The sequence below is a fragment of the Stenotrophomonas sp. YJH_SMC_16 genome, from assembly GCF_059367875.1.
In genome coordinates this window covers 420,114-432,252 of record NZ_JCAFRH010000005.1, presented here as the reverse complement: position 1 = coordinate 432,252, position 12,139 = coordinate 420,114, and the positions used below count along the sequence as shown (strand labels likewise).

Genomic DNA, 12,139 nt, shown 5'->3' with positions numbered 1-12,139 from the left:
ACCGCCAGGGGAGCGGTCCAATCAACCACTGGCAAAGGAACAGCTCATGTCGGATCCAAAAATCACCCGGCTGGTCAGCAGCGTAGGTACCACGCGCACGCTGGAAATGGACGATGGCAGTGTCATCGAACGATCAGGTGGCAGCGTCTCGTGGCGCAACAACAATCCTGGCAATCTCAAGTTTGAATTCGCCGGCAGCGCGGACAAGACGGTGACCAATCCGCGTACCCGCGAGCAGGCGCTGGAATCGGCGCAGGGGCGCTACAAGGGCGTGGTCGATCTCGACCAATGGGGCAACGCGGTCTTCGAAAGCTATGAAGCGGGCCGGGTGGCGAAGATCCAGCTGCTCGAACGCCGGTTCGGCGACAAGACCGTGGAGGAAATGCTGCCGAGCTACTCCACGAAGGATTACAGCGGCACCACCCACCACAAGGAGCAGGCGGCCACCATCTATGCCGAAGGCGATCGCCAGGGTGTCGATCTGCGTTCGAAGACCGTCGGCCAGATGAGCGTGCGCGAGCGTGAAGTGCTGGCCGACGGCATTCGCCGTTTCGAGGGCTGGCAGCCGGGTGAGGTTGCCACGCAGCAGCCGCCCACGCGCGCACAGGCGGCCACGCCCGTGCAGGCCCAGGCCCAAACGCAGGTACAGACGCCTTCGGCAGCTGCGCCCGCGGCGGGCCAGACCGCGGCTGCAGTCGGCAGTGCCGCGCTCTACAACGAGGCCTATCAGCATTTCATGGCCTCGGGCCGCCAGTACGAATACGGGCGCCCCGACCATCCGCGTCCCGGTCGCGACAGCAGCCGGCTGGAGCGTGATCTCGATGGTGACGGACGCCTGGGCGTGGATTGCTCGGCATTCGTATGGCGTGGCCTGAAGAACGCGGGTTACGACGTGCGTGGCGAGAACGCCGCGGGGTTCACTACCTCGACGCTGTTCAATGGCGCGAACACGACCGCTTACGCACGCGAGCATTTCGACGTGACCTCGGCTGCCGAAGCACGCAAGCCGAACGGATCGCTGAAGCAGGGCGACATCCTGATGTTCTCCTCGTCGCAGGGCCAGCATGTCGGTATTTTCAAAGGCTACGACGCGCAGGGAAACATCCAGTTCATCGGTTCGCAGGGAAGCACGGGGCCGGCCGAAGTCACCATCCGGCCGGGCGGGTACTGGGATGGCGGAAGCACCCGCATCGTTGGTGCGCTGACACCGAAGCCGGAATTCCAGGTGCGCGCGCCGCTGCATGGCAATGGCGAACCTGCGCTGTCCCGGCCTGGCGCCACCGTGCAGCCGGCTGCACCACACCCGGCGGCCAGCGAGGTGATGAAGCAGGGGCAGCGTGGCACCGACGTGCAGGCGTTGCAGCAGACCCTCAATCAGCTCGGCGTGCGTGATGCGCAGGGCCATCGGTTGTCGGAGGATGGCCGTTTCGGTGACCACACCCGCGAAGCGGTGATCGCGTTCCAGAAGCAGCAGGGGCTGGCGGCCGATGGAATTGTCGGTCGCCAGACCACTGCCGCACTGGCGGCGGGCCGTGCGCAGGGCCATGAACCTGCAGCGGCTGCGCCGAAGGGGCCGTCGCTGAACGATGCATCGCATCCGGACCACGCACTGCACAACGCCGTCCGCAGCAAGCTTCCCAGCGTGTTTTCCGAAGAGGCTGCGGCCAATATCACCCTGCATGCAAAGCAGAACGGTATCGACGCGGCCGACAAGCTGCAGAGCATCACGGTGCAGGATGGCAAGGCGTTCGTGATGGGCACGACGCCGGGCTTCCGCACCGCTGTCGATCTGGCCCAGGCGCCGCCGTCGCTGGAGCAGACCAGTGCCAAGCTGCTGGCAGATCCGTCGCACCAGCAGCAGGTGCATGAGGAGCAGCAGCGGGTCGCGATGGGCGGTCGCTGAGGCCTGCGTTGCCGGCTCCGGGAGGTGAATGCCGCCCGGGGCCTCGTCTCATCGCAGTTGCGCTGCTGCCCACTCGGCCAGGGCGTCCACCCGTGCATCGGCCGGGCCATCCGGCCGCGCCAGCACCCAGAAGCCGCCGGTGGCGGCAAACCCCCACGGTGCGACCAGCCGGCCTGCTGCCAGATCTTCGGCTACCAGCGGCTCGGGCGCGATCGCCGGGCCCAGCCCGGCGACTGCTGCTTCCAGCAGGTAATAGAGATGTTCGAAAGCGGTGCCCAGCTGCAGCTTTGCTGGGTCCAGGCGATGTGCCTGCGCCCATGCCGGCCACGCCTGTGGCCGCGAGCTGGTGTGCAGCACTGTTTCCTGCAGCAGTGCCGAGGGCGGTGCCTGCCGCAGGCGCTGCGCCGCCGGATGTGACGGGGCCACCACCACGCCCACCCGCTCCGGTGCCAGCTCGCGGACCTGCCAGCCCCGTGGCCACGGACCCTGCGCCAGCAGCAGCACGGCGTCCAGCGCCGCCTGTGCTTCGGTGAAGCTGCCATCCAGCGCCGACCACTGCAGGCGCACGCCGGGCAGGGCGGCCTGCAGCACGGGCAGGCGCGGAATCATCCAGCGCGCCAGTACGCTGCCGCTGCAGCCCAGTACCAGTGCTGGGGAGGCCGCTGGCCGGCGCAGTTCGCGCACGCAGTCCTCGATCCCGCCGAAGGCCTCGCTGCACGCCGCCTGCAGGCGGGTGCCAGCCGCTGTCAGGCGCAGCCCGCGGCCGGCACGCTGGAACAGTGCCAGGCCCAGGTGATCCTCCAGCAGCTTCAGTTGCCGACTGACCGCACCGTGGGTGACGTGCAGGTCCTGTGCGGCGCGGCCCACGCCACCGAGGCGTGCGGTGGCCTCGAACGCGCGCAGTGCATTGAGCGGCGGAAGCAGGGAGCGGCTCATGTGAGATTTCCTGACGATATGCGCCAGATAATATCCATTTTCCGGTCACGACCCGTGCGCTAGAGTATCCACCTGTCTGAACCACCGGTCGTATCCATGTCTGCCTCCCCCATTGCCGACTACCACGCCTTCCCGGATGCCCAGGGCCACTTCGGCCGCTACGGCGGCAGCTTCGTTGCCGAAACCCTGGTCGGCCCGCTGCAGGAACTGGCCCAGGCCTATGACCAGGCCCGCCAGGACCCCGAATTCCAGGCGGCCTATGACCGCGACCTGGCGCATTACGTGGGCCGGCCGAGCCCGATCTATCACGCCCAGCGCCTGAGCGATCACGTCGGCGGCGCGCAGATCCTGCTCAAGCGCGAGGACCTGAACCACACCGGCGCGCACAAGATCAACAACACCATCGGCCAGGCGCTGCTGGCCGCGCGGATGGGCAAGAAGCGCATCATCGCCGAGACCGGTGCCGGCCAGCATGGCGTGGCCAGTGCCACGGTTGCTGCGCGACTGGGCCTGGAATGCGTGGTGTACATGGGTGCCACCGACATCGAGCGGCAGAAGATCAACGTCTACCGCATGAAACTGCTGGGCGCGACGGTGGTACCGGTCACTTCCGGCTCGGCCACCCTGAAGGACGCGCTCAACGAAGCGATGCGCGACTGGGTGACCAACGTGCAGGATACCTTCTACATCATCGGCACCGTGGCTGGACCGGATCCGTACCCGCGCATGGTGCGTGACTTCAATGCCATCGTCGGCCGCGAAGCGCGTGAGCAGATGCTGGCCGAGTACGGTCGTCTGCCGGATGCGATCACCGCCTGCGTCGGCGGCGGCAGCAATGCCATCGGTCTGTTCCATGCCTTCCTCAACGATCGCCAGGTCGAGATCGTCGGCGCCGAAGCCGCCGGTGATGGCATCAGCACGGGTCGCCATGCCGCCTCCATCGCGGCGGGTCGGCCCGGCGTGCTGCACGGCAACCGCACCTATGTGCTGTGCGATGACGACGGCCAGATCATCGAGACCCACTCCGTGTCGGCCGGCCTGGACTATCCGGGCGTCGGCCCGGAGCACGCGTTCCTGGCCGATACCGGCCGCGCCCGCTATCTCGGCATCACTGACGAGGAAGCGCTGCAGGCTTTCCACCTGCTGGCGCACACCGAAGGCATCCTGCCGGCACTGGAATCCAGCCATGCGCTGGCGCAGGCGATCAAGCTGGCGCGTGAGCGTCCGCGTGACCAGATCGTGCTCTGCAATCTGTCCGGCCGTGGCGACAAGGACGTGCATACCATCGCCGCGCGCGAAGGGCTGGTGCTGTGAGCGCGCTGCTGCGGAACAGTGGCGTGCTGCTGCTGGCACTGGGGTTGGCCGCGTGCCAGCCGCCGGAGCCGCCGGTGCTGGCACCGGCCGCCAAAGCCACCACGCAGCCTGTGCAGCAGGCCGCCAACGATGATCTTGACCCGATGGCGCGTACGCCCATTGTCGATGCCCCCTCCGAAGAAGGGACCAGCGGCGATGACGCGCCCGCGGTGGCTTCGGTGGCGCTGGATCATGCCGGTGACGTGCTGGTTGGCCAGCACATGAGTGACCTGAAGGCACTGGGTCCCTGGAAGGCGCAGGGTGCGAAGGAATTCTTCGAAGGCGACTGCGAGTACTACGACGGCAAGGGGCTGCCGCCGGGCGTGTCGATGATGACCGACGACGACCGCGTGGTCCGTTTTGATCTTAAGCCGGGCGATGAGCCGGAACTGCCGGTCGAACAGCCGGGGCCGTTCGGCCTGCGCATCGGCATGACCCGAGCCCAGGCCGTGGCCCAGTTCCCGAAACCGCCGGTGTCCAGCCCGCATGCCTACGACGGTGACCAGGGCGAGTACCTCACCTGGCAGGACCCGGGTTCGGACCTGGGCATCCGCCTGGAACTGTTTGAAGGGAAGGTCACCCGGATGTACTGGGGGACCAGCGATGCGATTGAACTGATTGAAGGATGTGCCTGAGATGCCTGTATCCCGACTCGATGCCTGTTTCCAGCGACTGCGCGAGCAGCAGCGCAAGGCGCTGATTCCCTTCATCACTGCCGGTGATCCCTCGCTGGAGGCCACCGTGCCGGTCATGCATGCACTGGTCGATGCCGGCGCCGATGTGATCGAACTGGGCGTGCCGTTCTCCGACCCGATGGCCGATGGCCCGACCATCCAGCGCAGCTCCGAACGTGCACTGGCACGCGGGGCGGGCAGCCGCTACGTGCTGCAGGCCGTGGCGCAGTTCCGAGAGCGTGACGCGCAGACGCCGGTAGTACTGATGGGCTACCTGAACCCGGTGGAGATCCACGGCTACGCCGCCTTCGCCAAGGCGGCCGTGGAGGCCGGTGTGGATGGAGTGCTGCTGGTCGACCTGCCGCCGGAAGAAGCCGGTGAAGCGCAGCAGGCTTTCGATGCGGCCGGCCTGGCGTTGGTGCTGCTGGCCTCGCCGACCACCAGCGAGGCACGTGCCGACAAGCTGCTGGCGCTGGCCCGTGGCTATCTCTATTACGTCAGCTTTGCCGGTGTCACCGGCGCGTCCGAGCGGCTGGACAGTGATGCTGCCAGCGCCCGCCTGCAGGCCCTGCGTGCGCGCGCTTCGGTACCGGTGGTGGCTGGCTTCGGGATCAAGGATGCGGCCAGTGCGGCGGCGATGGCGCGCCAGGCCGATGGCGTGGTGGTCGGCAGTGCACTGGTGGCGGTGCTGGCCGAAGCGGGCTCGGCTGAAGAGGCCGCGCAGCGCGCTGGAGCCTTCCTGGCCCCGCTGCGGCAGGCGCTGGATGCGTAACGGTGGTGCCGGGCGCTGGCCGGCATCCTCCTGACGGCTCGCATGCAAGGGCTGCCGGCCAGCGGCCGGCACGACCCAGCACCTAAACGTACGTCCCAGCATGGTTTTTTCAGGCTGCCCCGTGGCCGGCAAGGGGGTGCACGGGCGGGGAAAGCGGAGCTAGACTGTCCGCCTTTGCGGCCCTTGGGCCGCCCTGAACGGAAGTGTCCTCCCGCATGAGTTGGCTCAGCAAGTTGATGCCGTCCGGCATCCGCACCGACAACACCCCCAGCAAGAAGCGCAGTGTCCCCGAGGGCCTGTGGGAAAAGTGCAGCAACTGCGGCAGCGCGTTGTACCGTCCGGAACTGGAAGAGAATCTGGAGGTCTGCCCGAAGTGCGGCCACCACATGGCGATCCGCGCGCGCGCGCGCCTGGCCGCCCTGTTCGACGCCGACAGCACCACCGAGATCGGTGCGCGCCTGGGGCCGACCGACCTGCTCAAGTTCAAGGACCAGAAGAAGTACAGCGAGCGCATCAAGATCGCGCAGAAGAACACCGGCGAATATGACGCGCTGATCGCCATGCGCGGCCTGCTCAAGGGCCGTGCGCTGGTGGCCTCGTCGTTCGACTTCGCCTTCATGGGCGGCTCGATGGGCTCGGTGGTGGGGGAGCGTTTCGCGCTGGCCGCCGAAACCGCAGTCGAGATCGGTGCCCCGTATGTGTGCTTCTCGCAGAGTGGCGGCGCGCGCATGCAGGAAGGCCTGTTCTCGCTGATGCAGATGGCCAAGACCTCGGCCGCGCTGGGCAAGCTGCGTGAAGCTGGCCTGCCGTACATCTCGGTGCTGACCCACCCGACCACCGGTGGCGTGTCGGCCTCGTTCGCGATGCTGGGCGACATCAACATCGCCGAACCGCAGGCGCTGATCGGCTTCGCCGGCCCGCGCGTGATCGAGCAGACCGTGCGCGAGAAGCTGCCGGAAGGCTTCCAGCGTTCGGAGTTCCTGCTGGAGCACGGTGCCATCGACCAGATCTGCGACCGCCGCGAGATGCGCGACCGCCTGTCCGATCTGCTGGCGATGCTGGGCCGTCAGCCGGCGCCGGAGGTGGCTTGATGGGAGGCCGCAAGTACTTCGGTACTGATGGCATCCGTGGGCGGGTCGGCCAGGGCGTGATCTCGGCCGACTTCGTGCTGCGCCTGGGCAACGCCCTGGGCCGTGTCCTGGTCGCCCAGCGCGGCCAGGACGGGCGCAGGCCGATCGTGGTGATCGGCAAGGACACCCGCATTTCCGGTTACATGTTCGAAGCGGCTCTGGAAGCAGGCCTGGTGGCCGCCGGTGCCGACGTGCAGCTGCTCGGCCCGATGCCGACCCCGGCGGTGGCATTCCTGACCCGTACGCTGGGTGTGGACGCCGGCATCGTCATCAGCGCCTCGCACAACCCGCATTACGACAACGGCATCAAGTTCTTCTCCGCCCAGGGCGAGAAACTCGACGACGCCACCGAACTGGCCCTGGAAGCGGCGCTGGACATTCCGTTCACCACCGCCGAATCGGAGAAGCTGGGCAAGGCGTCGCGCGCGCGCGAGGCGGTCGGCCGCTACATCGAGTTCTGCAAGGCCAGCGTGCCGCGCGCGTTCGACCTGCGTGGCGTGCGCCTGGTACTGGATTGCGCACACGGCGCCACCTACCAGATCGCACCGTTGCTGTTCCGCGAACTGGGTGCCGAAGTGATCGGCATCGGGGCCGAGCCCAATGGCGTCAACATCAACGCCGGCGTGGGCTCCACCCATATCGACAACCTGGCGGCCAAGGTCCGCGAGACCCGCGCCGATCTCGGCATCGCCTTCGATGGTGATGGCGACCGTGTGCTGATGGCCGACGACCAGGGCAACCCGGTCGACGGCGATGACCTGCTGTACATCCTGGCCCGCGCCTGGAAGGACGAAGGCCGCCTGCGCGGCCCGGTGGTCGGCACGCTGATGAGCAACTACGGTGTGGAGAAGGCCTTCGCCGATCTGCAGATCCCGTTCGTGCGCAGCAACGTCGGTGACCGCTACGTGCACCAGGCATTGGTCGAGGGCGGTGGTGTACTCGGTGGCGAAGCCTCGGGCCACTTGCTGTGCCTGGACCGGGCCACCACCGGCGATGGCATAGTCAGCGCCCTGCAGGTGCTGGTCGCGCTGCGCAACAGTGGGCAGACCCTGCGCCAGGCACTGAAGGGCCTGGTACGGGTGCCGCAGAAGACCGTCAACGTGCGCCTGGGCAATGTCTCGGCCAAGGCCACGGTGCAGTCTGAAAGCGTGCAGTCCGCGCTGGCTGTGGCGCAGCAGGCCGTAGCCGGCCGTGGCCGCGCGTTCCTGCGTCCGTCCGGTACCGAGCCGGTGGTGCGGGTCACCGTGGAGGCCGATGACGCCACGCTGATGCAGCAGACGCTGGACCGCTTGTCCGCTGCGGTGCGTGAAGCCGCCAGTTGAGGCGCCTGCCCGTCGGTACAGGAAAAACGCCCCGGAATTCCGGGGCGTTTTCTTTTTGCGGGCAGGGCTGTGTCGCGCCTACGGCCCCGGCACCATCTTTTTCTGGCGTGCCTTGAACCCATTGAACAGCGGCGCGATCAGCGGGTTGTAACTCAGGCGGATGCGCTTGCGCAGCCAGTTGGCCGGCCGGTTGCGGATCGCGAAACGATAGATGCGTTCCGGGTCGCCGCCGATCACGTTGCGGCCGAACGGATGGGTGGTGTGCAGGTAGCGGAAGCCCTGCTCGCGCGCCACTTCGATGTGATCCTGGTCGAAATCACCGTACGGCCAGCACAGCGTATCGGACACGTCGCCGAGCTTGTCCTGCAGGACTTCGCGCGAGATCGCCAGATCCCGGCTGAGGCCTGCGCGGCGCTGCGCACGGTCCAGATCGTCGCGGCGCAGCCAGCGGGTATGGGTATGGGTGTGGCAATGCACTTCGAAGGTGCCGGCGGCGATGGCCGCACGTGCTTCGCTCCAGCGCATCATCACATCGTCACTGCGGTCCTGCTCGTAGATCGCGGCTTCGCAGCCACGATGGTCCGGCGTCGGCGGCAGCGTCGCCCCGGCAATGCCCGCGTGCGGACGTTCCGGGCCTTCGCCCATCCAGCCGGTGACCACGAACACCACCGCATGCATGCCGTACTTCTGCAGGATCGGATGGGCATACACCCAGTTGTCGAGGTAGCCATCGTCGAAGGTGATGACGATCGACCTGCGCGGCACCGGCTTGCCGGCCAGGAAGCCTGCGTACTGGTCCAGCGTCAGTGAGGTCCAGCCATTGCCTGCCAGCCACGCGATCTGGCTTTCGAAGTTTTCCGGTGACACGGTGATCATGCCCGGCGAGGGGCTGACATGGTGGTGCATCAGCACCGGAACGGTTCGCGCATCAGCCATGTCCCAGCTCCTTCAGCCACTGGTGGTAGTAGTGTTCGGTGGCTTCACCGTGGCCGTCCGGCGTGAAGCGATGTGCGCCGTGCATCCAGTCCCAGCCAGCGCGCCCCATCTGCCGCCGCCGTTCCGGGTCGTCCACCAGCAGGCGCAATGCACCTGTCAGGGCGGCATTGTCACCCAAACGGGTGAGGATCGCATTGCTGCCATCGACCACCATCTCCGGCACGCCACCCACTCGCGTGGCCACGATCGGTACGCCCACGTAAGCCGCTTCCAGGAACACGGTGCCGGCTGCTTCCTTGTGCGAGGCCAGTGCGAAGATGTCGAAGCCGGCCATCAGCCGGCAGGCTCCATCGCGGTAGCCGAGCAGGTGCACCTGGCGCTGCAGCCCGTGCTCGGCGCACATCGCCTGCAGTCGTTCCGTCACGGCCTGGCCATCGCCGACGATCACCAGGTGCAGGTCCGGGTTGGCCTTGCACAACGGCACCATCGCCTGCAGCAGGTCGGCGTGGCCCTTGGGCTCGCGCAGCACCGCCACGCAGCCGACCACGATGTCCTGTTCGCCGAAGCCGAGCTCGGCACGTACTTGCGTGCGCACCTCCTGCAGGCACTGCCAGGGATCGGCCTTGCGGATCTCGCTCCAGCGCGGCGGAACCGCGATCGGCGGCACGATGCCGATGCGTTCGGTCGGAATGCCGCGGTCGGCCAGCAGCTGCTTGACGAAGCTGCTGACGGTCAATACCCGGTGTGGAAGCCCGGTATAGGTCAGCAGCGAATTGACCGGGCTCATCAGATGGCGCGAGCGCACCACCAGCGGCGTGCCGCCCAGGCGTGCACCGGCGGCGGCGATCAGCGCATCGCGGCGGCTGGTGGTATTGACCACGTCGTAATGTTCGCGGCGCACCAGTCGCGATACCGACCACACGCCACGCAGCAGGCGCGCCAGGCCTCCCATGCGCAGCGTATGCACGGTGAAACCGTCATCGCGTGCCAGTGTGGCCAGGCGCGCATCGGGCTGGCACAGCAACGACACCTCATGGCCACGCGCGCGCATCACCTGCATGTGCCGGAAGATGTAGATCTCCTGCCCGCCCATTCCCTTGGCGGCTTCGGTATGCAGGATGCGCAGCGGACGGTTCATGCAGGATCGGCCCTTGAAAATCAGCGGTTGCGGAAGCGGGTCAGCGCTTCCCATGCGGAGCGGATGGCGGCGGCGTCCGGAGCCTGCTGCGGCAGCGGGCGGTAGTGCCGGTCGAGCGCGGTGGCGTTGCCGAACTTGTCGAATACGTAGATGGCATCGCCATGGCGTACCGCGCGCTGCGACCAGCTCTCCACCACCAGCGCACGTTTGCCGGTGGTGGGTGCCGCCAGCAGGTCCTGGCCAGTACTGAAGTCGCTCAATGCGTTCTCGCAGCCCAGTGCGTGGCGCATCAACGTCGGCACCCAGTCCTCATGCGAACTGGTGCGCGCCTCATGGCCGCTGGCCTGGCCGGGCCAGTGCAGCACGAACGGCACCTGCAACTGGTAGTCGGAAAAATTGCCGTTGTGGCCCCAGTAGTTCAGCTTGAGGTCGTTGAACTCTTCGGCATGGTCACCGGTGACCAGCACGATGGTGTCGTCGGCCAGGCCTTGCGCGCGAAGGTCGTCCAGCAGCGAGCCGATCAGGCTGTCGGCGTAGTGCACGGCGGTGTGGTAGCGGTTGAGCTCCGGCGTCGGGTCGTGGTCCGGTCCGAAGGACAGGAAGTCGATCTCCTTGGCCATCGGTGTGGCCACCGGCGGGTAGCCGGTGGGCAGGTGGTAGCCGGCGTGGGTGGAGTCGAGGAACACGAAGCCGAACCACGGGCGCTGCGCGGCCTGGCTGGTGCGGATGTCGGTCTGCAGTGCGGCGACGATGGCTGCGTCACGCTTGTCGGGCGTCAGGGCGGAGGGGCCCTGGTGCAGCTGGTCGCGCACGTCGGCGAAGGCCGTGCGATCGAACTCCGGACTGTACAGCGGTGCACTGCCGTACAGGTGCAGGTCGTAGCCCTGCTGGCCCAGCACCTGGAACAGCTGCGAGCCGCGCTGTTCGTCCAGCATGCTCTGCCAGTAGCCGCCGGGGAGGCCGTAGAGCAGGCCGAACAGGCCGTAGCGGGTGGCATTGCCGGTGCTGAAATGCTGGTCGTACACGCGCGCGGTCCGGGCCAGTGCCGTCGTGTTGGGCATCAGCTCGGGGGTCATGGCGTCCTGACGCAGCGACTCCAGCACCACCATCAGCACATTCGGCCGGTGTGGGTTCTGGCAGCGCAGGGGGTGCAGCGGATACAGCAGCTGCGCATGGCGCGGGTCGGGCAGGCCGGCCTGCTGTTCGCTGATGACCCCGAGCCTGCGCATGAAGCTCTTGGCGGTGATCGGCTGTGCCCAGGGCAGGTAGTTCCACTGCGCGATGACGTCGCGGTCGCCGCGGGCATCGTAGTAGGCCGTGGCGACCTGGCCGCCGGCCATCAGCAGTGCAACCACGGCCCAGGCCTGCAGGACCCGGCGGCGGCGCGGCGGGGCAGGCAGCAGCTTCCAGCAGGCCCAGGCCAACAAGCCTTCGGCAGCGAAGATGGCGGCTACCAGCAGTCCGGCCTGCAGCCAGGTTTTCCACGACAACGCGACCTGGTCCTGCAGCGCACCGCCGAACACCATGTTCACGACCATGGCATTGAGGTGGAACCGATACAGAGTGAAAACCTTCGCATCAACCAGCAACAGGCACAGCCACAGGCCCTGCAGCAGCACGGCGCTGATGCTCAGCGTGCGTGCGCTGCGCGGCCACAGGCCCAGCAGCAGAGGCAGCAGGCCGGCAAGGGCGCCGAAGGCCAGCAGGTGGCCGGGCAGGGCGACGGCCAGATAGGCCAGGCCCACGCTGCCACCCGGGTTGTCGGCCAACGGCACGTTGCCGAGCGTGATCGCCATGGCCAGCAATGCGTTGCCGGCCACGAACAGCGACCACCAGGCCAGTCGTTGCCAATGGCGTGCCGGGCCGGAGGGCAGGGAGGTGTCGGCAGAAGGAGCAGCAGGACGCATGAAGGACGGAGGGGGCAGGTGGAACAGGGCGGGAGTCCCGGTTGTGACGGGATCGTTAATCCGCGCGC

General features: G+C 67.5%; 10 protein-coding genes. 6 read left to right on the top strand and 4 right to left on the bottom strand.

Annotated features, from left to right (window positions below):
* The first annotated feature begins 46 nt into the window (after positions 1-46).
* The gene (locus AC5P6E_RS14125) at positions 47-1,903 is read left to right on the top strand and encodes a peptidoglycan-binding protein (RefSeq protein ID WP_019336662.1); all 1,857 of its coding nucleotides are present in this window, start codon (positions 47-49) and stop codon (positions 1,901-1,903) included.
* Between the two features lie 48 nt (positions 1,904-1,951).
* On the opposite strand, the gene AC5P6E_RS14120 is transcribed toward AC5P6E_RS14125, so the two are convergent.
* Positions 1,952-2,839, bottom strand: a complete 888-nt coding sequence (locus tag AC5P6E_RS14120) for a LysR family transcriptional regulator (protein ID WP_019336661.1) — start codon at positions 2,837-2,839, stop codon at positions 1,952-1,954.
* A gap of 96 nt (positions 2,840-2,935) precedes the next feature.
* On the opposite strand from AC5P6E_RS14120, the gene trpB reads away from it, so the two are divergent.
* The 5 genes from trpB (at position 2,936) to glmM (ending at position 8,090) form a co-directional block, all read left to right on the top strand.
* Positions 2,936-4,153 carry a tryptophan synthase subunit beta gene (gene trpB, locus AC5P6E_RS14115; protein ID WP_019336660.1) on the top strand — a complete coding sequence of 406 codons (1,218 nt, stop codon included), beginning with the start codon at positions 2,936-2,938 and terminating at the stop codon, positions 4,151-4,153.
* A complete protein-coding gene (locus tag AC5P6E_RS14110) occupies positions 4,150-4,827 on the top strand; it encodes a hypothetical protein (protein WP_019336659.1) in 678 nt (225 codons plus the stop codon). Before trpB ends, AC5P6E_RS14110 begins: the two co-directional genes overlap by 4 nt.
* Before the next feature lies 1 nt (position 4,828).
* Positions 4,829-5,638, top strand: a complete 810-nt coding sequence (gene trpA / locus AC5P6E_RS14105; RefSeq protein ID WP_010483070.1) for a tryptophan synthase subunit alpha — start codon at positions 4,829-4,831, stop codon at positions 5,636-5,638.
* A 215-nt stretch (positions 5,639-5,853) separates the two neighbouring features.
* On the top strand, positions 5,854-6,729 hold the full coding sequence (gene accD / locus AC5P6E_RS14100; RefSeq protein WP_005410473.1) for an acetyl-CoA carboxylase, carboxyltransferase subunit beta: 876 nt from the start codon (positions 5,854-5,856) through the stop codon (positions 6,727-6,729).
* Positions 6,729-8,090, top strand: a complete 1,362-nt coding sequence (gene glmM, locus AC5P6E_RS14095; protein WP_010483073.1) for a phosphoglucosamine mutase — start codon at positions 6,729-6,731, stop codon at positions 8,088-8,090. Before accD ends, glmM begins: the two co-directional genes overlap by 1 nt.
* A gap of 78 nt (positions 8,091-8,168) precedes the next feature.
* Here glmM and AC5P6E_RS14090 read toward each other — a convergent pair whose 3' ends face one another.
* Genes AC5P6E_RS14090 through AC5P6E_RS14080 form a run of 3 tightly spaced genes read right to left on the bottom strand, consistent with a single transcriptional unit; the run spans position 8,169 to position 12,071 of the window.
* Positions 8,169-9,026, bottom strand: a complete 858-nt coding sequence (locus AC5P6E_RS14090) for a polysaccharide deacetylase family protein (protein WP_010483075.1) — start codon at positions 9,024-9,026, stop codon at positions 8,169-8,171.
* Positions 9,019-10,164, bottom strand: a complete 1,146-nt coding sequence (locus AC5P6E_RS14085; protein ID WP_029379853.1) for a glycosyltransferase family 4 protein — start codon at positions 10,162-10,164, stop codon at positions 9,019-9,021. The genes AC5P6E_RS14090 and AC5P6E_RS14085 overlap by 8 nt, the downstream gene beginning before the upstream one ends.
* Positions 10,165-10,184: 20 nt before the next feature.
* Complete coding sequence (locus AC5P6E_RS14080) at positions 10,185-12,071, bottom strand: DUF3413 domain-containing protein (protein WP_019336655.1); 1,887 nt, start codon at positions 12,069-12,071, stop codon at positions 10,185-10,187.
* Positions 12,072-12,139: the final 68 nt, after the last annotated feature.

Excerpts from the sequence above, each read along its gene's own strand:
- AC5P6E_RS14085 (WP_029379853.1), bottom strand. The coding sequence starts at position 10,164 with ATGAACCGTCCGCTGCGCATCCTGCATACCGAAGCCGCCAAGGGAATG.
- trpB (WP_019336660.1), top strand. The coding sequence starts at position 2,936 with ATGTCTGCCTCCCCCATTGCCGACTACCACGCCTTCCCGGATGCCCAG.
- AC5P6E_RS14080 (WP_019336655.1), bottom strand. The coding sequence starts at position 12,071 with ATGCGTCCTGCTGCTCCTTCTGCCGACACCTCCCTGCCCTCCGGCCCG.
- AC5P6E_RS14125 (WP_019336662.1), top strand. The coding sequence starts at position 47 with ATGTCGGATCCAAAAATCACCCGGCTGGTCAGCAGCGTAGGTACCACG.
- glmM (WP_010483073.1), top strand. The coding sequence starts at position 6,729 with ATGGGAGGCCGCAAGTACTTCGGTACTGATGGCATCCGTGGGCGGGTC.
- AC5P6E_RS14090 (WP_010483075.1), bottom strand. The coding sequence starts at position 9,026 with ATGGCTGATGCGCGAACCGTTCCGGTGCTGATGCACCACCATGTCAGC.
- AC5P6E_RS14120 (WP_019336661.1), bottom strand. The coding sequence starts at position 2,839 with ATGAGCCGCTCCCTGCTTCCGCCGCTCAATGCACTGCGCGCGTTCGAG.
- trpA (WP_010483070.1), top strand. The coding sequence starts at position 4,829 with ATGCCTGTATCCCGACTCGATGCCTGTTTCCAGCGACTGCGCGAGCAG.
- accD (WP_005410473.1), top strand. The coding sequence starts at position 5,854 with ATGAGTTGGCTCAGCAAGTTGATGCCGTCCGGCATCCGCACCGACAAC.